22 protein-coding genes are annotated in these 19,452 nt (G+C 64.0%); 11 read left to right on the forward strand and 11 right to left on the reverse strand.

All coding sequences use genetic code 11. The features are described from left to right. Positions 1 to 268 precede the first annotated feature (268 nt). Complete coding sequence (locus tag FCE95_RS15220) at positions 269 to 475, reverse strand: helix-turn-helix domain-containing protein (protein WP_137267893.1); 207 nt, start codon at positions 473 to 475, stop codon at positions 269 to 271. A 547-nt stretch (positions 476 to 1,022) separates the two neighbouring features. On the opposite strand from FCE95_RS15220, the gene FCE95_RS15225 reads away from it, so the two are divergent. Both FCE95_RS15225 and FCE95_RS15230 read left to right on the forward strand, forming a co-directional pair. After that, complete coding sequence (locus FCE95_RS15225; RefSeq protein WP_137267894.1) at positions 1,023 to 2,444, forward strand: S41 family peptidase; 1,422 nt, start codon at positions 1,023 to 1,025, stop codon at positions 2,442 to 2,444. Between the two features lie 50 nt (positions 2,445 to 2,494). Then, positions 2,495 to 3,748, forward strand: a complete 1,254-nt coding sequence (locus FCE95_RS15230; protein WP_223266920.1) for a serine hydrolase domain-containing protein — start codon at positions 2,495 to 2,497, stop codon at positions 3,746 to 3,748. Between the two features lie 44 nt (positions 3,749 to 3,792). On the opposite strand, the gene FCE95_RS15235 is transcribed toward FCE95_RS15230, so the two are convergent. Continuing rightward, positions 3,793 to 4,209, reverse strand: a complete 417-nt coding sequence (locus tag FCE95_RS15235; protein WP_137267895.1) for a hypothetical protein — start codon at positions 4,207 to 4,209, stop codon at positions 3,793 to 3,795. Positions 4,210 to 4,370: 161 nt separating this feature from the next. On the opposite strand from FCE95_RS15235, the gene FCE95_RS15240 reads away from it, so the two are divergent. Continuing rightward, positions 4,371 to 4,982, forward strand: coding sequence for an RDD family protein (locus tag FCE95_RS15240; protein ID WP_137267896.1), 612 nt, complete (start codon positions 4,371 to 4,373; stop codon positions 4,980 to 4,982). Between the two features lie 192 nt (positions 4,983 to 5,174). After that, the gene (locus tag FCE95_RS15245; protein ID WP_223266921.1) at positions 5,175 to 6,614 is read left to right on the forward strand and encodes a serine hydrolase domain-containing protein; all 1,440 of its coding nucleotides are present in this window, start codon (positions 5,175 to 5,177) and stop codon (positions 6,612 to 6,614) included. Between the two features lie 88 nt (positions 6,615 to 6,702). Here the strand turns inward: FCE95_RS15245 and FCE95_RS15250 are convergent, their stop codons facing one another. Then, positions 6,703 to 7,461, reverse strand: a complete 759-nt coding sequence (locus tag FCE95_RS15250) for a hypothetical protein (RefSeq protein WP_137267897.1) — start codon at positions 7,459 to 7,461, stop codon at positions 6,703 to 6,705. A gap of 168 nt (positions 7,462 to 7,629) precedes the next feature. On the opposite strand from FCE95_RS15250, the gene FCE95_RS15255 reads away from it, so the two are divergent. Then, on the forward strand, positions 7,630 to 8,067 hold the full coding sequence (locus tag FCE95_RS15255; protein WP_137267898.1) for a VOC family protein: 438 nt from the start codon (positions 7,630 to 7,632) through the stop codon (positions 8,065 to 8,067). 76 nt (positions 8,068 to 8,143) lie between these two features. Here the strand turns inward: FCE95_RS15255 and FCE95_RS15260 are convergent, their stop codons facing one another. After that, entirely contained in the window at positions 8,144 to 8,623 is a 480-nt protein-coding gene (locus FCE95_RS15260) for a hypothetical protein (RefSeq protein WP_137267899.1), read from the reverse strand. A 181-nt stretch (positions 8,624 to 8,804) separates the two neighbouring features. Next, positions 8,805 to 9,221: a VOC family protein gene (locus FCE95_RS15265; protein ID WP_137267900.1), complete on the reverse strand. Its 417-nt coding sequence runs from the start codon at positions 9,219 to 9,221 to the stop codon at positions 8,805 to 8,807. A 231-nt stretch (positions 9,222 to 9,452) separates the two neighbouring features. On the opposite strand from FCE95_RS15265, the gene FCE95_RS15270 reads away from it, so the two are divergent. After that, entirely contained in the window at positions 9,453 to 10,109 is a 657-nt protein-coding gene (locus tag FCE95_RS15270; protein ID WP_137267901.1) for a glutathione S-transferase family protein, read from the forward strand. A gap of 55 nt (positions 10,110 to 10,164) precedes the next feature. Here the strand turns inward: FCE95_RS15270 and FCE95_RS15275 are convergent, their stop codons facing one another. Continuing rightward, on the reverse strand, positions 10,165 to 10,833 hold the full coding sequence (locus FCE95_RS15275) for a TetR/AcrR family transcriptional regulator (RefSeq protein ID WP_137267902.1): 669 nt from the start codon (positions 10,831 to 10,833) through the stop codon (positions 10,165 to 10,167). Positions 10,834 to 10,925: 92 nt separating this feature from the next. On the opposite strand from FCE95_RS15275, the gene FCE95_RS15280 reads away from it, so the two are divergent. Continuing rightward, complete coding sequence (locus FCE95_RS15280) at positions 10,926 to 11,591, forward strand: O-methyltransferase (protein WP_137267903.1); 666 nt, start codon at positions 10,926 to 10,928, stop codon at positions 11,589 to 11,591. 10 nt (positions 11,592 to 11,601) lie between these two features. Here FCE95_RS15280 and FCE95_RS15285 read toward each other — a convergent pair whose 3' ends face one another. The 3 genes from FCE95_RS15285 to FCE95_RS15295 are packed head-to-tail and all read right to left on the reverse strand — an operon-like array spanning position 11,602 to position 14,125. Then, positions 11,602 to 12,162, reverse strand: coding sequence for an alpha/beta fold hydrolase (locus tag FCE95_RS15285; RefSeq protein ID WP_137267904.1), 561 nt, complete (start codon positions 12,160 to 12,162; stop codon positions 11,602 to 11,604). Beyond that, entirely contained in the window at positions 12,159 to 12,956 is a 798-nt protein-coding gene (locus tag FCE95_RS15290) for a class I SAM-dependent methyltransferase (RefSeq protein WP_137267905.1), read from the reverse strand. Before FCE95_RS15290 ends, FCE95_RS15285 begins: the two co-directional genes overlap by 4 nt. After that, on the reverse strand, positions 12,953 to 14,125 hold the full coding sequence (locus FCE95_RS15295; protein ID WP_137267906.1) for an MFS transporter: 1,173 nt from the start codon (positions 14,123 to 14,125) through the stop codon (positions 12,953 to 12,955). Before FCE95_RS15295 ends, FCE95_RS15290 begins: the two co-directional genes overlap by 4 nt. A 48-nt stretch (positions 14,126 to 14,173) precedes the next feature. On the opposite strand from FCE95_RS15295, the gene FCE95_RS15300 reads away from it, so the two are divergent. The 4 genes from FCE95_RS15300 to FCE95_RS15315 all read left to right on the forward strand — a co-directional run bounded on the left by FCE95_RS15300 (position 14,174) and on the right by FCE95_RS15315 (position 17,330). Then, on the forward strand, positions 14,174 to 14,710 hold the full coding sequence (locus FCE95_RS15300) for an Lrp/AsnC family transcriptional regulator (RefSeq protein WP_137267907.1): 537 nt from the start codon (positions 14,174 to 14,176) through the stop codon (positions 14,708 to 14,710). Positions 14,711 to 14,881: 171 nt separating this feature from the next. Then, positions 14,882 to 15,658: a phytanoyl-CoA dioxygenase family protein gene (locus FCE95_RS15305; protein ID WP_137267908.1), complete on the forward strand. Its 777-nt coding sequence runs from the start codon at positions 14,882 to 14,884 to the stop codon at positions 15,656 to 15,658. A gap of 211 nt (positions 15,659 to 15,869) precedes the next feature. Then, positions 15,870 to 16,274, forward strand: a complete 405-nt coding sequence (locus FCE95_RS15310; RefSeq protein ID WP_137267909.1) for a VOC family protein — start codon at positions 15,870 to 15,872, stop codon at positions 16,272 to 16,274. A 45-nt stretch (positions 16,275 to 16,319) separates the two neighbouring features. Continuing rightward, a complete protein-coding gene (locus FCE95_RS15315; RefSeq protein WP_223266922.1) occupies positions 16,320 to 17,330 on the forward strand; it encodes an alpha/beta hydrolase in 1,011 nt (336 codons plus the stop codon). Here the strand turns inward: FCE95_RS15315 and FCE95_RS15320 are convergent, their stop codons facing one another. Continuing rightward, the gene (locus FCE95_RS15320) at positions 17,331 to 18,014 is read right to left on the reverse strand and encodes a class I SAM-dependent methyltransferase (protein WP_137267910.1); all 684 of its coding nucleotides are present in this window, start codon (positions 18,012 to 18,014) and stop codon (positions 17,331 to 17,333) included. A 53-nt stretch (positions 18,015 to 18,067) separates the two neighbouring features. Further along, positions 18,068 to 19,123 (reverse strand): aldo/keto reductase, encoded by a 1,056-nt coding sequence (locus FCE95_RS15325; RefSeq protein ID WP_223266923.1) that lies wholly within the window; start codon positions 19,121 to 19,123, stop codon positions 18,068 to 18,070. Between the last annotated feature and the right edge of the window lie 329 nt (positions 19,124 to 19,452).

A 19,452-nucleotide genomic window follows, 5' to 3' on the forward strand; every position in this document is an offset into this window, starting at 1 on the left:
ACGGGCGGCGCGCGGCGGATTGGCCTTGGTCGACCTTTCATCGCTACGTCAGGGGCGGCCTTCTTCCGCGAGATTGGGGCGACACGAGCGATTGAAGTGGCGTTCCGGGTGCGGCCTGCGGCCTTACCCGGGCTACGTTTCGCGTGAATAACGGGGTTAGATACGTATTAGTGGCGCGGCCAGCTATCTGCGTGGGCAGCATAGATGCGCGGTATGATGCATCCGGCGGCTTGAAACCCGTCCTATGGATCTTCAGCGATGCCTGCGTTCATTCCTCGGCGTCTTTCAAGACGTCGCTCATCCGCACCTTCAAACCATCGCAGACGCGCTGCAGCGTATCGATCTGCAGATTCTTCTCGCCACGTTCGATGGCGCTGTAATAGGCGCGGTGCATGCCGATCTTATCGGCGAAACTTTCCTGACTGTAGCCGGCCGCTTTCCGGCGGGACCGGATAGACCTTCCCAGGCGCTGCATGAGAGGTCCGTAGGCTGGGTCGGGTTCGCAGACCCAGAAGCGGCGAATCCGGGGCGCAACGGAAAAACCGGGTGGGCGCAGCCAACCCCAACTATTGTGCTGGTCCGTTTGGTATGCGAGCAGATGATTTGACATCACCGTGGATGGCGTCTGCATAGTTCAGCCCTATTAGCGCACGTTAGCGTCTCTCGACATGAGATGGCGCCCGTAACCAGCGCAGCTTGTAGCACGCGTAGGGCGGAACCCGCGCAGCGGATTCCGCCGTCTATCTCGCAATCCGAGCATCCCGCCATGGGCGGCGGAATCGCCTGCGGCGGTTCCGCCCTGCGTGGACTGTCCGGAGGATTGGAATTCGGTCTGTACGGGTCGATCGCGATGCTGGGTTGCTGAAGCCAACCCAGCCTACGCGCTGAAACCCCCGGACTCCGGTGCGGGTTTCACCTCAGCCTAAAGCCGCACGCATCCGCCTCGCGGCGTCGGCATTACAATCTTGGCGATGTCTACAACGTTCTCATTTTCGCGGCCATCCGCCGGCCCGGCGTTCTTCTTGGGCATGGTTCTGGCCCTCGCGGTCTCGGGATGCGCCTCTTCGCCTCGGGCCGAAGAGGCGCAGCCGCGCAACGGCTCCGGCCTCCCATGGCAGCGCGAAGACATCGCGGTTTTTCGCGATGAATTCCTGGCGGTCGATCGCGCATTCGGGCCGGAAGCGCGGAAACAGGCCGAACGGCGGCTCGCGGAACTGGAAAGACAGGCGACGGATCCCACGGCTTTCGCCGTCGAACTTTGCCGCATCGCCGCCTTGGCGGACAATGGTCATACGCAATGCCTGCCCAACGGAGCGGGACGGGATATTTGCCGAAGCGTCGCCGAGATGCCCATCGATCGCCGCCTCTGGTGCCGACCGCGCACACCGGATTTCGAAATACAGGATTTCAACGGCGTACCGATCGCCTTCTTTCCCTTCGATCGCGACTTCAACGTCGTGGGCGTGGAGGAAGGCAATGCGGATCTGCTCGGCGCGCGTCTCGTCGCCATCGAAGGCAAGCCGATCGAGAGCATCGTGCCGACGTTGCGCACGTTCGCCGGCGGTACCGCGGCCCATCGGGATGAGAGGGCGGCGCAGGTGCTTTCGAGCCCGGACCAGCTCCATGCCGTGGGCCTGACTCGGCAGGCGGACAAGGTCGGTTATACGTTCCTGGCCGCCGACGGCCAACAAATCGTGCGCGTTTTCCCGGTACGGTCTTCCTCGTCGCCGGGCGCCGGCGCTTGGCGCGGCCTGCCGCGCGTCGAGCACGGCGCTTGGGCGTTCCAACAACCCGAAAAACCGTTCCGTTACCGCGATGCGCCGGAGGTCGACGGCGTGATCGTTCAGCTCCGCAGGACCTTCGACGATGGCGACCGGAAGCTCGCCGACTTTCTGGAGGAAGCGGAGACCCAGCGGCAAACCCTAGGCCGCAAGCATGTGGTGCTGGACATGCGCTTCAACGGTGGCGGCAATTTCTTGCTCATCCGCGACTTCATGAGGCGATGGCCCGCGCGCGCGCCGGGACGTTTCTTCGTGCTCACCAGCCGTCAGACGTTCTCCGCCGCCATCGCGAGCATCGCTTATCTGAAACAGGCCGGTAAGGAACGCGTGACCATCGTCGGTGAGCCGGTGGGCGATCGCATGATGTTCTTCTCCGACGGACTGCCGATCCGTCTCCCCCGCTCCGGCCGCTATTTCTTGGCCGCAGTGGCGAGGATGGACTATGCCGACGGCTGCAGGAAATACGACGATTGCATGGAAGCGATCGCCCAACCGGGCCGGCCTGTCGCGTCCGGCGCATTGATGTCCCTGGGCGCGATGCCCCGTTTGCCCGTCTCGGTTCCGACGCTTGAACCGGATATGCCCGCGCCATGGACGATCGACGCCTGGTTGAAGGGCGAAGACCCGATGATGGATGCCGTGGCGACATCGCTGCGAAAGTGAGCGCGGCCATCAGACTTGATGAGACCGGCCTCAGCGTATCCAATAAAGACATGCCCATCCGCTCGTTGTCAGACCGCCGCCGTTTCATGGCCGGTACCGCTGCCCTCGGCGTGCTTGGCCTACTGCCTGTGCGCCGTGCGAGCGCGGCTTCGCGCAAAGGAGCGTGGATACCCGACGCCGAATTCCTCGCCGAGTTGCCGCGGATCATGCAGGCCTTCGCCGTCCCCGGCGTCGGCATCGCCGTGGTCGAGGACGGGGCGGTGGCTTGGAGCCGGGGCTTCGGCGTAACCAACGCGATCACCGGCGCGCCCGTCGATGCGCGGACGGTGTTCGAGGACGCGTCGCTGAGCAAACCGGTGTTCGCTTATCTCGTCATGCAGTTGGCAGATCAAGGCCTGATCGATCTGGACCGCCCGCTGGTCCGATACCGGCGCCCCGAATACCTGGCCGATCATCCCTGGATCGCGCTGATCACACCGCGCGATGTGTTGCGGCATTCCACCGGGCTGCCGAATTGGCGCAGTGCGCCGGCGACGGAAAAACTCGTGCCGATGGTCGAGCCCGGCACCCGCATCGACTATTCCGGCGAAGCGTTCTTCTGGTTGCAGCTGGCGGTGGAAACGATCACCGGCCAGAGCCTGGACGATGCCGCGCGGACGCATCTGTTCGGCCCCGCCGGCATGAAGGACAGCAGCTATGCCTGGAATGCGGACCTGGCCGCGCGATCCGTGTATGGCCACCGCGCGCACGACCAGCCGGGCACCGGCCTGCCGCGGCAAATGTTCCGCGAACAATGGACCGTCGCCCAGCAAATCGCCGATCGCTGGGGCAAGCCGCTGTCCGCATGGAAATACGAAGATGCCGAACGCGCGCTGCCCGAAGTCGTGGCGCTCGCACCGGCCGGGCTGGTGACATGGCCGGGCGACATCCTCGCCAATGCGGCCGCAAGCCTGCGCACCACGGTGCAGGACTACGCCGCGTTCCTGACCCTGATGATGGCGCGCAAGCGCCGCGCGCCCTGGGAAATCGCCGAGACCACACGCAAGGCGATGCTGACGCCGCAGATAAAAATACCCGGCCGTTGGACCGAAAAAGGCCTGGGCTGGAACATGGAACAGACGCGCGACGGCCCGGTGTTCTACCACTCCGGCAGCAACGGCGGCATCTTCAAGAACTTCGCCGTCGGCGATGCGCAACGCCGACGCGGCATCGTGGTGCTGACCAACGGCGGCAGCGGTTCTTTCGTCCACCAGCGCGTGGTGCGGGCCGCAACAGGATACGACCTGCTTTCCTACGATCTGTAGCCCGGTGGGATAGATCGACCATCGCAACCCGCCGCTTGTTCGGCCTAGATACTAGAAGAGTCGGTGTTGCGAAAAATCGAAAAGGCGCCGCTTGCCGGCTCGAAACGAAGCCAAACCTCCAAGCCGAGATAGTCCAGGTCGATTTGGCCAGCGTTTATTGGATATTCGAGACAGTGGCACTTGATGCCAATTTGGATCCAAAGGGGCCCGGTATGTTGGGCATAGGATTCGTCGGCGATGTAGTACTCGCCCGTCAGGCGCTCGCGGTTCGGAAAATCTCCGGCGCCGAAGATCGCATCGGAGTTGAGGTAGGCGTCCAGCTCGTCATGCACGGCATCGAGTAACCGGTCTCGATGCGACTGGATCAAGTGATAGTCCGACAGGCGCACTCCATCATAAAGAGAGGCATCCGTGGGCCTGGCCCAAAGCGGCGTCGGAATGCGGACTGGATGAATCGGCATAAGGCCGCCTTTTCCATGTGAGTGATGATGTTGGGATTTCGCGCCAACCTTACCGCGTCCAGGCGCAAAAGCGTGTATTCCTGCCCGGGCGTGCGTGGTCGAGCGCGATGCCCGGTGTGGCTGCGATATGATGCGTCCGGCATTACGGTTCAGGGGGAACCATGTCCGTCGAAATTCTGCCGACGCCCGCCGAGGCCGTCGCGCCGCTAGCCGTGCATCCGTGGCAACGCTATTGCGCGCGCATGATCGATATCCAGTTCTTCGGCCTGATCAGCATCGTCGCGATCGGATTCATCGGCGGCATCGTGGCGCCGGAACCGGTTCTGCGATTCTTCAATCTAATGGAGAAAGGTTTCCTAGGTACGGTGCTGGCCAATGTATTCACGATAGGGGTGACGGTTCCCGTCATCGCCTGTTTCGGCGCGTGGACCGGCACGCCGGGCAAATGGATCTTCGATATCCGAGTTCGCGAAGCGGATGGCCGTCGCCTTTCTCTCGCCAGGTCTTTCCGTCGCGAGGCGACGATCTGGATCAAAGGGTTCGGGTTCGGCGTGCCGTTCGTGAGCTTGATCACGCTCATCATGAGCAAAGTGCGATTGAGCGAAGACGGAAAGACGGCATGGGATGAGGCCATGGATTGCCGTGTCCATCACGCCGCAGCCTCGGTGCTGGGCTATGTCAAGAAAACGATGGGCGTGGCCTTGGTGATTCTCGCACTGGTGTACAACTACGCCGCGATGATCAAGAACATGATGTCCGCGGCGACTTCTTGATAAAAGCAAGAAAACGGGGCCGGCGAGCAAGCCGGTGAAGCCCGCGCGCCTGGACTGTGTTCGCCCAAAAGCGGCATGACGTAGGCCGTCAGTTGGGATGCATTCCCACCTCCGCGGCCTATCATTGAGCGTCAGATTCCGGCGAAGCCGGAGACATTGTCCGCCCCATCGCTCGATAGCCCGGAGACAGGGATGATCCTCAAGCGTTCGCTATCGATGCTGCTCGCGTTCGGTCTGCTGCTGCCCGGCGCCGCATTCGCCGACGAAGCCTTGTCCCGGTCGCTGACCAAGCAGTTGGAAGTCAACCGGCAGCGCTACGGCATCGCGGGCCAGGCGCTGCTGGTGGCGCACAACGGAGAGGTGATTTTTCGCGGCGTCGACGGCGAGGCCGATGTGGAAACCCACCGGCTTCTAAAGGCCGACGATGTCTTCCACGGCTACTCGCTGAGCAAACTGTTCGTCAGCACCTTGATCCTGCAACTGGTCGAACAGGGCGAGGTGGATCTGGACAAGCCCGCCAGCGCTTATCTTCCCGGCTTGCCGGCGCGTTGGCGCGCCATCTCCGTGCGCGATTTCCTGGAACACGCTTCCGGCGTGCCGGAGTATTTCGACACGCGGCAGGGCGAGATCACGTCGGATGCGAAGTTTTCCGCCGATCTGCAAACCGTGTTCGCATCGCTGGCCGAAGCGCCGATGCAGTTCGCGCCGGGCGCCGAAACGCGCTACACGCAGACCAATTATCTGGTGCTCGCCGCGCTGCTGGCGGCGCACTACGGCAAGCCCTATCCGAAGGTGGCCGAGGAACGCATCATCCGCAAGCTCGGCTTGCGCCATACCTGGCTGGGCCCGGCGGCGTTGTCCAAGCAAAGCTTGGCGGTGCCTTACCTGGGCAAGAACGGCCGTCTGGAAAAAGACCAGGACATTCCCTGGCCTGAATACGCCTACGGCCACGCCGAACTCTTCATCACCTTGGACGATCTAGCGCGCTTCCTGCAGGCCGTCGCTTCCGGCGAACTGGTGGGCAAGGCCACGCTGAACCGCGCATGGCAGCCGCGCACGCTGCGCAACGGGCAGCGCGGCTGGTTCGCCTCCGGCTGGGAATACGGCGAAAGCGGCGCGTACCGGCAGGTCGGCCACGACGGCGGCGCGCGCGACCGTATACGCATCCTGTTCAAGAATTCGTTGGAAGGCGATGTCTACCTCTTCGCGTACCTCACCAACGGCAGCGCGAGAGGCGTCTGGACGCGCACATTGCTGGACAGCGCGATGGCGGCGACCGCGCCGGACCGTTTCCCGGTGCAAGCCGTGTCGGAAACCTTGATGGGTTACGCGTTGCAGCAGAGCGCCGGAAGCGATGCGCAAGCCCAGGCCGAGTCGATTCGTGCGCGCAGCGGGCTCGACGCCACCGAGCTGGAACGCACCGTCAACAACACCGGTTATGCCATCCGCGAAAACCTGGGCGTCGTCCCCGCGCTGCGCGTATTCGAATTGAATACCGTGCTCTTCCCGGATTCGGCCAACACCTGGGACAGCCTGGCCGAAGCGTATGCGGCCCAAGGCGATCGGAAAAAGGCGAAGGCGCTGTACGACAAGGCCCAACGGCTGTCGGCGCGGTCGAAGCGAGCGCCTTAGCGTGTCGCGAAGCCCGGGTGAACGAAGCGCACCCGGGGTGCCTCAATCCTGATCGCGATTCGTCGGATCGGACCGCGATTAAAACGGCTCAGGGCATCAGGTGGTTTGCCGTGATCTTCTTGCCGTCGATCGATACCGACGCGTAGCCGCCTTCCTTGATGTCGTTCGAGGCCAGACGGCCATCCAAGTCGAGCCGTAGGGTATGGGTATTGCTGAAGGGACCAGGAGCGGACAGGCGAACCCCGGACCAGACGTAGCGGCTGTAAACGCCGCTCAGTTTGCTTTTTTGGGCTTCCATCACCGAAGTCAACGCCGCGGCATCGACCTTCGATAGCGGGATGACATAGTCTTCCAGCTTGAAATCCGCGGCATTGCCGCCCGCCACCGTAATTTCGACCGGGCTCGGCGCGCTGAATTCGCCGCTTTCGAGGTCCAACCTCGATCTTAGAAGCTTCCGCGAATCTTGGGGATCCTGGTAATCGACGGTGCACGTGGTCATCTCGCCGGCGGGCTGGGTATCGCCGGCGTCGATCTCTTTGCCCACGCTGAAAAAGGAAGTGATTTCCGAGACCTTCGTGTCGGCGCCGAAATGCTTGGCGATGGCGCGAAAGCACACATCCGGGCCATCGGCCAAGTTGAAGGCTGCGGCTTTCGCGTCGGTAGCTTGCCGGGTGTCCGCCTCATCCGCGAACGACGCTTCGGGCGCATCGGCGGTCGTGGACGGCGGAGCCGCCTTAAGGGTAGGCGGAGGCGGCTCAGCGGGATCCTTGCTGCCTTTGCCGCAAGCTGCGAGACCTAGGGAAAACGCGATGGCGATGTAGAGTGCGGCAGGTTGCGGCTTCGACATGGGCGTAGGCTCTTTTGAGGATGGCGAACGGGACCAGTAAGACGCAAAAGAGAAGACACGGCGGACAATCGCGCCGAGGCTTCGATACGATGCGATGCAGGTTCCGGTGCGGCCTGCGGCCTTACCCGGGCTACAGTAACGTCCGGCTCAACTCAGACGGGAGACATCGTGACGGTCAAGCGCATGGACAACGTCGGCATCGTGGTGGAAGACCTCGATGCCGCCATCGAGTTCTTCACCGAACTGGGCCTGGAGTTCGAAGGACGCGCGCCGATCGAAGGCGCCTGGGCGGAGGGCGTCACGGGCTTGCGCGACATGCGCGTCGAGATCGCGATGATGCGCACGCCGGACGGCCACAGCCGGCTCGAGCTCTCGCGCTTCCTCGCTCCGCCCGTGGTCGCCGACCATCGCAACGCGCCAGTGAACGCGCTCGGCTACTTGCGCGTCATGTTCGCGGTGGAGGACATCGACGATACGGTGGCCCGGCTCGTCGAACGCGGCGCGAAGCTCGTCGGCGAAGTGACGCAGTACGAAAACGCGTACCGGCTCTGCTACATCCGGAGTCCTGAAGGAATTCTTATCGGGCTCGCCGAAGAGCTCGGGTAACCCGCGTAGCCCGGGTAAGCGAAGCGCACCCGGTCTCTGCGATCCTGCGCGACGCCCGCTCCTTACGCCTCTCGCATTACCGCCGCTTGCCCAAGCTGCGATACCGTTTCGGCGTTGCGCATACGGGCGCGGACGCAAGCGCCGACACGCATCCTTCGCTCCCTTGCTGCGTGCGTGCGCGCACGGAAAAGCATTGCGGAACGTCCAGCGGCAGGTCGTTGAAATACATGCCTGCCCGTTCTCCATAACGAGGGAATCCGATGACCGCGACGGCGTCGCCGAAGTCCGGGCCCTCCATCGCACCGAAAGGAGGCACCCCCGTCATCACGCGTGTCGGGCGCCCGGTGGCCTGCTCCCAGACATTGATATCGTAGAACATGATCAGCTCCGGCTCGCTGCGCCCATGAGTCGCGCGCCAGCTGAAATACACCTCACCTTTGCCCTTCACCTCGACTTGGGGTTCGTTCGGCGTGCCGGGCCGATCGCTGCAGGCCTGCGCGTCCGTCGATCCGATGCCCAGTCCAAGCGCTGCAACGACGCATAAGATCATCCTCATGGCGACTCTCCGTTTTTTGCGTTGCCCCTGTAATCGTCACAACGCGGGTGGAGAGGACCGAAGGCCATCGCCTGGGCGAATTTGGATTACCCAATTGATTCTTTGTGAAAAATGATCAAGCAGCCATCGAAACGCACCCGGGTGCGGCCTTCGGCCTTACCCGGGCTACGGCATTCGTGGGTCACTCATCCATCGAAAGAATCAGCCAAGGCGTGCCGAACCGATCCTTCAGCATTCCGAACGCGGACGACCAGGCCACTTCGCTCAATGGCGTTTCGACGCGGCCGCCGTCGGCGAGTGCGCCGAATACGCGGTGCGCTTCGGCCTTGTCGCGCACGTGCAGGGCGACATTGAAGCCTTGTTTGGGACGGTACTCGCCCGGCGGCAGATCGTTGCCTTGGATGAGCGTGTCGCCGATGGCGAGTTGGGCGAACCGGATCGATTCCGCGCCGGCCGGGCGAGAACCCGGCGGAAGCGGCACGTCCTTCGTTTCGCCGAGGGCGTTCATCACTTTGATCTCGCCTCCCAACGCCCGGGCGTAGAACTCGAACGCCTCGCGGCAACGGCCGTCGAACTCGAGCTGGACGATCGCCTTCATGAGGAATCTCGCAATGGGTTGAAAGCCGAGCGTAGAGACGGCGTCGTCGGCGGGTCGTGAACCTCGCCGTGGCCTTCGTTATGCTGGATCGGCCTCGCATCCCGCTGCAGGTCTCGCCGCGAAAAAATCGGCGGGGGCTGTCGATTTTCGGCCCCTCCGTTCGTCGATCCCATAACAGGGCAGCAAAGCCCGCGACGCACGACGAATCCGCCCCATCACCAGGAGCCCGCCATGACCGCCACCATCACCGCTTTCCAAACTTCGCCGGACCGCGGCAGGGGATTGGCCCGCGACACGCGCATCCGTTGGGCGCTGGAAGAAGTGGGGCAGCCTTACGACGTGCGCCTGCTTTCGTTCGAGGGGATGAAACAGCCCGCGCATTTGGCGCTGCAGCCTTTCGGGCAGATCCCGACGTACGAAGAAGACGATCTGGTCTTGTTCGAATCGGGCGCGATCATCCTGCATATCGCCGAGCACCGCGGCGGCTTGCTGCCGGAAGATGCGAACGCACGGGCGCGCGCCATCATGTGGATGTTCGCCGCGTTGAGTACGATCGAGCCGCCGCTCGTCGAATTCACCACCGCCCTCTTGTTCGAGCGGAACGAATCCTGGTACGAACAGCGGCGGCCCATGATCGAGGATCGCTTGCGCAAGCGCCTGGCCGCGCTTTCCGGCCGTCTGGGCGATGCCGACTGGCTCGATGGCGCGTTCAGCGCCGGCGATCTGCTGATGGTGTCCGTGCTGCAAAGGCTCAAGAGCTCGGGGATTTTGAACGACTACCCGAACCTCTCCGCCTACGTCGCCCGCGCCGAAGCCCGGCCGGCGTACCAGCGCGCCTTCGCGGCGCAATTGGCGGTGTTTACCGGCAACGCCCCGTCCGGGTCGTAAGTTGGGCTTCGCCCATCTACGCAAGCTTGAGGAATGGATTTGACCTATTACGTCGTCATCGCCGACGCGTCCGAAGCCTGGGTTTCGCCGAGCCTGCCGCGCTCGGATCCTTGAGGTAGGCGCAGAACATATCGGACATGGCGTCGGCGTACGCGGCGATTTCCGCAGCAGTCCGCGGGCTTTCCGAAAAACTCTTCCCGACCGCGCTGAGCGTCGTCGTGATCAGGTCGCCGGCCAGGGCGCGGGCCGTTTCCGAGGCGGCGGGCAGCGCCTCCTGCATGAAGGCCTGGAAAGCGCGGTTTCCCGACACCCTGATTTCCTGCGCTTCGGGCGCATCGCGATAGAGCGGCGCCGCGTCGCTGAGCGCGATGCGCATCTTGGCTTCATCGCATTCCGAACGGATGAAGGCGTGGACCAGGATGCGCAATCGTTCGAGCGGAGGTTTCTCGGCTTTCTCGAGAATGCCGTTCAACAGCTCGGACGTCTGCCGCCATTCGTCGCTTTGCAGCCGGAACAGGATCGCCGCCTTGTTCGGGAAGTACTGGTACAGCGAGCCCACGCTGACGCCGGCCTTCTCCGCCACCCGCGCCGTGGTGAAACGCTGCGCGCCTTCCTTCTCCAAAACCTGAACTGCCGCTTCCAAGATGGCGGCGATCAGCTGGTTGGAGCGAGCCTGTATGGGCTGTTTTCGCAGGGAAATTTTGTGCTTTTGGCGCTTGGTCATGGTGGCCCGCGGAATGCGAATAGCGAATATGACGAATTAGTCGCATTCTAACCCCGCGCAAAGATTCGCGCATTTTCATACCGGAAACCGACATGACTACTTTGACTGCTGCCCCAATGGCCGCCTTGCTGGACCGTTTGTTCGAAGAGGCCGACGCGGCGTCGCCGGCGGCCAGCCCCGCCGTGGCCGCGCTCTCTCGCGAGGAGCGGGAACGCCTGATGCGGAGCAAGACCGAATACCTCGACTACTACGGGCGCATGAAGGATCTCGCGCTTCCCGTCTCCCGGGAAACGGGAACGTTGCTCTACATGCTGGCGCGCGCTTGCCGCGCGCGCGCGATCGTCGAATTCGGAACTTCGTTCGGCATCTCCACTCTACATTTGGCCGCGGCCCTGCGCGACAACGGCGGCGGCCGCTTGATCACTACCGAATTCGAGCCGTCCAAGGTGGCGCGTGCCCGGGACAATCTGACGGCCGGCGGTCTTATCGACTTGGTGGAGATCCGCGAAGGCGACGCGCTGCGGACGCTGAGCGCCGACCTGCCCGAGACGATCGACCTGCTGCTGCTCGACGGCGCCAAGGCGCTGTATCCCGAGATCCTGGGCTTGGTGGAAAGCCGCCTCAGGTCGGGTGCGCTCATCGTCGCCGACAACGCCGACTACAGCCCCGATTACTTCGCGCACGTGCGCTCGCCCGCGAACGGTTACCTGTCCACGCCGTTCGCCGAAGATGTCGAGTTGTCGATGCGGCTCGGGTGAACGGCACGCGTTACGCCTTGCGTGTTGCGGTGCGCAGAATGTCCGCGGCGACGTCCGTCAGATCCTCGCCGAACTGGTGGTCGCGTCCTTCATATTCGCGAACCGCGGCGCGCGGCAGCTTGGCCGTGTAAAGCGCCAGGTGCGAAAAGGGCACCACCTCGTCGTCGCGGCTGTAATAGAGGACGAGCGGCCAGTCGCCGGTCAGCCGCTTGGCGGCGTCGGCAGGCAAGGCCAGTTCGTCCCAGTTCCAGCCGCCCGTTCCCCAGTACGGCGAGGCGACTGCGAACAATCCGGCGATGCGCGGCGTTGATCGCCGCTCGCACAAATATTTCAGCAATACCGAGCCGCCTACCGAATGCCCGACCAGCATCACCGGGCCTTTCATCGAAGCGATCCGCGCGTCGATCACGGCCCGCCATTCCGGATAAGGGCAATTCTCCTCGTCCGGCATCGGCGGGGAATCCACCTCCCAACCGGCGCCGAGCGCGCGTTGCAGGGAATCGGCGAGCGCGCGGTCCGCGGCGTAAGCGCCCGTGCCGCCGCCGTGGATGAAAAGAACCGAACCGTTCATGGCGTCCTCCGGCAATGGGCGCGGACGATCCACGCCCTCGAATCGAACCACACGCCGCCATCGCGGCGATGTCGCTCGACGATTTCTCGAATCCTGGCCCGCTCGCGCTCGGCGGACGCGGCGTCCAGCGAACGCAATGCTTCCCGCGTCGCCTGGAATTGCCCGATCCAATCCAGGGCGGCTTCGACGCTGTCGCCGTAGTACACGGGTTCGCGCACGTCCTGGAACGTCGCATCCGCGAAACCGGCGGCATCGAGGATGCGCTCCACGGTGGAAGGATCCGCGAGCGAGAACGCCGCCGAGGATTGTGCGCAGTGCCCATGGATCGCCGTCGACCACTCGTTCGCCTCGCGGGCTTGCCAAACCATCATGACCAGACGCCCGTTGTCGGCGAGCGCGCCGCGGATGTTGCGGAACGCGGCGAGGAGGTCGGCGAAGAACATCGTGCCGAAGCGGCTGATCGCGACATCGAAACCCTGTCGCGGCAACGGGTGCGCTTGCGCGTCGCCTTGCTCGAAGCGCACGTTGCGCACGTCCTGCGCCGCGGCGAGCTCGCGTGCGCGGGCGATCGCAGGCGCCGAGATATCGATGCCCACCGCGCTGCCGGCCGATGCGGCCCGCGCCGCATCGCGGGTGGTCTGCCCGCTACCGCATCCGATGTCCAACACGCGTTCGCGGGCGTGGACGCCGCACGCGCGGCGGAACGCCTTGTCGTGCAATTGGAGTTCCGAGTCGTAGTCGACGGCACCCGTCTTCGGGCGTTCGTGCGGCGAAGCCGTTTCGGAAGATTTCATAGTTGTCCCTTGCGCGCGAACGCGCCGACCATGGCGGAAACGAAAGTCAGGCCCGCCGCGAGGATCGCGGAAGCGATGAAGCCGAACGATGTATAGACTGCGCCGAACCCCGTGGTGCCCGCGAAAACGGCGAGGTAAGTGACCGCGCTGTTGAGGCCCATGATGGTCCCTCGCCGTGCGGGGTCGATGGCCGTCAAGCGCACGATCAGCGCGTTGAACGCGATGTGATTCACCAGGCCCCACACGAATACCGTGGCCAATAGGCCGACGAAGCCGGCGCCCGTCAGCGCCATGCAGAGATAGATCGCGCCGACCGCGCACAAAGCGATCGGCATGGTCCTCCGGGGGCCCACGCGATCGACGAACTTGTCCAAGAACGCGGCCAAGCCGAATCCCAAGCCGTAAGCGAGCGCCGCGAAACCATTCGCGCTGAGCGGCCGGCCGAGGCCGTTGTGCAGATGGTCGCCCAGAAAACCGTAGATGCCGTAGAACGCCGACATGAACGCTCCGCACACGATGAGGAGCGGGGTCACGCCCGGTATCTTCAAGGCCTCGGTCGGCATCGGCGCCGATTCCGCCGCGACGGCGCGAGGATGCTTGGAATACGACAGGATCGCGAACGCGACGGCGGCCAAAACGGCGACGGCCGCATAGACCGCGCGCCACTGCACGTATTGCGCGAGCACGGCCGAGAGCGAGACGCCCGCGACCAGGCTGAGCGTCCAGCCGGTGAGCACGGCGCCGATGGTCCGGCTTTCGCGTCCCGGCGGTGCGATGGCGGCGGCGTTCGAGTAAATGGCGGGCAAGGCGACGCCGGTCGCCAATCCCGCGACGGCTTGCGCTGCGGACAGCATGACGACGCCGGTGGCCGCAGCGCTCGACAAGAGCGCCAGGGCGAGCACCGCCATCGACGCCCGCAACACGCGCCAAGCGCCCAGGCGATCGATGTGGCGCGCGAACAGCAGCGCGCTCGTCGCAGTCGCCAAGCCGAACGCCGCGGTCGCCGCCATCACGGTCGAGGTGGTCGATCCGAACGCGTGCGCGACTTCCGGCGCGATGGGCCCGAGGACGAGGGAATTCGAACCCACTATCGCCACGCAGCCGGTCAGCAGATAGGCGGCCGCGGGCAGGCGGTTTGATTCGCTGATCTGTTGATTAATATTCGGCATGAACCTATATTCGCCGAATAGCATTCCGTTTCAAGCGATGTTTTCGATATGACGAAAAATACGAATACGGTTCGGCAGAACGGCTCTCAGGTCCGGGACCTCGACGCATTCGACCGAAAAATATTAGGGGTGCTGGTCCGCGACGCGAACGTCAGCTATGCGGAGATGGGAGAACAGATCGGTCTCTCGGCGCCGGCCGTGCACGAGCGGGTGAAGCGGATGAAGCGCGACGGCGTCATCCGGCAGACGGCGGCGTTGATCGATCCCATGGCGGTCGGCAAACCGTTGGTGGCCTTCGTCCATGTGGACGTCCGCGGATGGTGCATGACGCCCGAGCTGCTGGCCGTCGCCGCGCTCCCTGAAGTGGAGGAAGTGCATAGCGTCGCCGGCGACACGTCCTTGATGCTTAAGGTGAGGACCGAGAATTCGTCCGCGCTCGAAGGTCTGCTCGCGCGCCTTTACGACGCGCCGGGCATCATCGCGACGCGCTCCTACATAGTTCTCACCACGCATGTCGAACGTCCGGTGCAACCGGACACGACCCAGGATTGGCCCCCGGTAAGCGCGGCGAGGCCAAGGAAGTAGCCCGGGTAAGCGAAGCGCGCCCGGGAGCTCTTCGATCCGATGCTGCCCTCGCCGCGTGCCTGAGGCCGAGTCCGAACCGGTACTTTTCCTATGGGCTCAATATAACGGCGCCCCATTGATCCGCTCCGTTCCGAGGCATGTACTGAACGCTGCGCTCACCTCGCCGCCGCCATGTATCCCGATGCCGATTCCGAGCAGATAGATTTCTTCCGCGAGCACGGCTATCTGGTGGTCAAGCAGGCGATTCCGCAGGCGGACCTGGACGAGCTGGAGGAGCACTGCGACGTTTTGATCGCGCAGAAGCACGAGCTCGCCAACGACTGGGCGTGGAGCAGCGACGAATCGCGCGAGAACCGCAGTTTCCGCATCGTGCAATCGTCGCCCAGCAAGGTCTGGGCGGACATCGCCGATCAGCCTTACCGGAAATGGCTCGCGCGGTTCTCCTCGCAGCTGATGGCGCTCGATATGGCGTTTTGGTACGACCAGTTCCTGGGCAAGCCGCCCGGTCACGGCGCGGCGACCGAATGGCATCAGGACGAAGGCTATTGGGGTCGCAATTTGGAAGATCGCGGCATCACCGGCTGGATCCCGTTGCAGGCAGTGGACGTCGTCAACGGCTGCATGCATTTCATCGACGGCGGGCATCGGCTCGGCATCCTGCCGCATAAGCTCGTCGAAGGCGTGCAGAGCGATCTGCTGACCTGCGAAGTGGACGAGACGCGCACGGTGGTCTGCCCGATGCAGCGGGGCGATGTCGCCTTCCATCATTCCAAGACGCCGCACATGAGCACGCCCAACTCGGGACCCGCCTGGCGCAAGGCCGTCACCAACCACCTGCAGCAACGCGGGGCCGGCGGCGAAGGCGGACATTATCCGTGGCGGGTGAAAGTGAACCAGCGCACCGGCGAGCGGAAGGCGGTGGGCGGCATGGGCGAAGAAAACTCATAATCGTAGCCCGGGTAAGCGAAGCGCACCCGGGACTTCGATCCATTCGATGCGCCCCGGGTGCGGCCTACGGCCTTACCCGGGCTACGTGCCTTCCCGCGGCTTTTTCCGGTCGCGACGCGCTGATCCTTCATAACCGAGCGAAGCTCCGCATCGCGACCGACCCTAGTTATGAGGCAGAATCGGCGAAAGCGGGCGAACGGACGGTGGCGATATGGCGAAGGTGACGGGCATCGGCGGCGTGTTCTTGAAGTGCAAGGGCGACAGCGCCGCGCTGGGGGCTTGGTACCAGAAGCACCTGGGCATGGCCTTGGAAGACTTCGGCGGTTCCATCCTGCGCTGGCCCGACGACAAGGCCGAAGACGGCGGCCTCACGGTGTGGGCGCTCGCCGACAAAGACAGCCAGTGGTTCAGCCCCAGCGAATCGTCCTTCATGATCAACTACCGTGTCGACGACCTCGACGGATTGCTCGCGCAGCTGCGCGCGGCCGAGGTGACGATCGTCGGCGGTCCGGAGTCGCACGAGAACGGCAAGTTCGCATGGATCATGGATCCGGACGGCAACAAGGTGGAACTTTGGGAACCGATGCTCTGGGACGCCAAGAACAAAGGCGCGTGAAGCGGTTCCGAATGGCGAGCGACGATGGACGGGAAGGGATCGACAGTGCGCCGAATCGGATTCCTGCTTGCGTGCGTCTTGGGATTGCCGAACCCGGCGTGCGCCATCGCCGCAACGAAGCCGGCGCAGACCGAAGCTCCGGCGAAAGATCGCGACGAAGACCATCGTTGGGAATCCCGCACCTGGCAGCCGCCGCCGGGCTTGAAGCAGATTCCGCTCTGGCCCGACGGCGCGCCGGATATGCAGGACGTTCCGCGGGTGCCGGAAAGGATCGAAATCGCCGACACGCCGGATGCGCTCGAAGGGCGCACTTCGGAGGCGGCTTGGGACGTCACCGCTCCGACCCTCACCGTGTTCCCGCCGAAGGGCAGGAACACCGGCGTCGCGATCGTGGTGTTTCCCGGCGGCGGATTCAAAGCGGTGGTGGTCACCAAGCAGGGAACGGAAATCTGCCGATGGATCGCGTCCAAAGGGATGACGTGCATCCTGTCTAAATATCGCGTGCCCAAGAGCAATCATTACTGGGATCGGGATTGCCGATGCGCGGTCACTCCCAAAATCCCGCGCGCGCTGCAGGACGCGCAGCGGACGATCAGGTTGGTGCGCAGCAAAGCGCGCGAATGGAATATCGACCCGAACAAGATCGGCGCGATGGGCTTCTCGGCCGGCGGCTACCTGGTCGCGCAGACCAGCAACATCTTCAAGCCGGCCTACCGGCCGATCGATGCCGTCGACAAGATCAGCAGCCGGCCCGACTTCGCCATCGCGTTCTATCCCGGCCACTTGTGCCGCGCCGGCGCCACGCTCGACCCCGGCATCCGGGTGACGAAAAAGACGCCGCCGACGTTCTTGTTGCAAGCCTGGGACGACCCCGTCGACGAGATTTGCAACAGCACCGTCTATGCGCGCGCGCTGGACGCCGCGGGCGTGCCGGCGGAGGTGCATCTTTTCGCCAAAGGCGGCCATGCCTTCGCTTTGAGGAAAAGCGAGCACCCGGTGGTCGCGGCCTGGCCTTCGCTGGTCGAAAACTGGCTCAAGGAAATCGGCGTTCTGTAGTCATGGCTGCGGCGGCTTGTACGCGACCCAGCCTTTGAACGTAAACCCGGCGTAAAACAATTCGACGTCTTGAAAGCCCGCCGCGTGCAGCAGCGCCGCATCCTGCTCGGGCGATAGCAAGGGCAGGCGGCTGCTTATCGCCGCGATCGCGTTTCGAGCATCCGCCGCGGCAATGCCCGAAGCCGCTGCGAAAGCCGCATAGCGATCCAGCCAGCGCGCTTTTTCGTCTTCGCTTTGAGGAAAACTGTGGTGGGCGACGACGAGCGGCGCGCCGGGTTTCAGGCGTTGCGCCGTTTCCTTCAGCGTGCGCAGGCGCTCTTCTGCGGAGAGGAAATGCAAGGTCAACAAACAAGCGGCGCCATCGAAAGGGCCCGCCGGCGCGGTGTCGATATAGCCTTCGTGGAATTCGACGCGCGACGCGAGCGGACCCAGCGTGGCCTGCGCCAAGTTCAGCATCTCGGCCGAAGGATCGACGCCCACGAAACGCCAGTCGGCCTGCGCCTCGGCGAAGACTTTCAACTCCAAACCGCCGCCGGCGCCGAGCACCAGAACGCAGCCGTCGCGGGGAACGCGTTCGGCGAGCAGCAGCGCCGCCATCTTTTGCAGCGCGTGAAATCCCGGAACCTGCTTGGGCGGGCCATCGGCGTAGCGAGCGACCGCTTGGGGATCGGTGAAAGACGGCAAGCGGATTCCTTCCCTCGGGCTCGAAGGACAATGCTACCGGAACGGCTTTCAATTCACCGCTTGCCCACCCACGCGCCCGTATCGCCGTAGCGGTTGCCGGCGAATTTTTCCGGCGCCAGCATCTCGCCCAACGTCCGAAGTTCTTCGGGCGCAAGCGCGATCCGCGCGGCGGCGACGTTCTGCTCCAGATGCGCGATCTTGCGCGCGCCGGGAATCGGCACGATGAAGTCGCCTTGATTGAGTACCCAAGCGAGCGCGAGCTGCGCAGCGGTGATGCCTTTTGCGGCCGCCATGTCTTCGAGCAGTTTCACCAGCGAAGCGTTGGCGGCCATGTTCTCGGGGCTGAAGCGCGGCAGCGTGCGCCGGAAGTCGTCGTCGCCGAGTTCCTCCGCCTTGTGGATCTTGCCGGTGAGGAAGCCGCGGCCGAGCGGGCTGAACGGCACGAAGCCGATGCCGAGTTCGCGGCAGGCGTCGAGGATGTCGCCTTCCGGATCGCGCGTCCAAAGCGAATATTCGCTCTGCAATGCGGACATCGGGTGCACGGCGTGCGCCCGCCGCAGCGTTTCGGCGCCCACTTCGGAAAGCCCGAGCGCGCGCACCTTGCCCGCGTTCACCAGATCCGCCATCGCGCCGACCGTATCTTCGATCGGCACCTGCGGATCCGGCCGATGCTGATAGAAAAGATCGATCGCTTCGACGCCCAGCCGCTTCAGCGACGCCTCGGCCACTTCGCGAACGTGCTCCGGCCGCCCGTCGACGCCGGCGATGGCGTTCGCTCCATGTTTGCTGGTATCGATGCGGAAGCCGAATTTGGTGGCGATGGCCACCTTGTCCCGGTACGGCTTCAGGGCTTTGCCGACCAGGATTTCATTTTCGAACGGACCGTAGACTTCGGCCGTATCGAAGAAGTCGACGCCGAGCTCCACGGCCCGATGCAGGGTGCGGATCGCATCGCGTTCGTCCTGGCCGCCATAAGCGTGGCTCATGCCCATGCAGCCGAGCCCCACCGCCGAAACGGCGAGATGAGGGCCGAGTTTGCGTTTCGTTATCGCGGCGACGTTATAGCCCGTAGCTACGTTGCCGTCGGTGGTTTGCGGATGCTGGATCATATTTTTCATCCTTATCGATATTGAAGACAAGGGCGGAGGGCGTGGGGCTTGTGGATCGCAGTTGCGGAGCTGCCGCAGCAGATGCCCGGCCCGGATCGATCTCAGTTTAGGCGTCGGGATCGACTTTGGAATTGTCCGATGATGTCCGGTGATTGCACGATCGTGCATGCTTGCGCCCGCCCCGGAGAGGAGCGTCAAAAACTTCTCGGCCTCGCGGCCGTTGAACGAACGATCCTGCGACGTTATAGACGGGTTAAAACCCGCTATACCTCACAAATCGCGGCGACCGGCGGTGCTAGGCTCGATCCGCCGCAAGGTTGCGGCATGAC

This window comes from Luteimonas gilva (genome assembly GCF_005239095.1).
In the GTDB taxonomy this organism is placed as follows: domain Bacteria; phylum Pseudomonadota; class Gammaproteobacteria; order Xanthomonadales; family Xanthomonadaceae; genus Luteimonas_C; species Luteimonas_C gilva.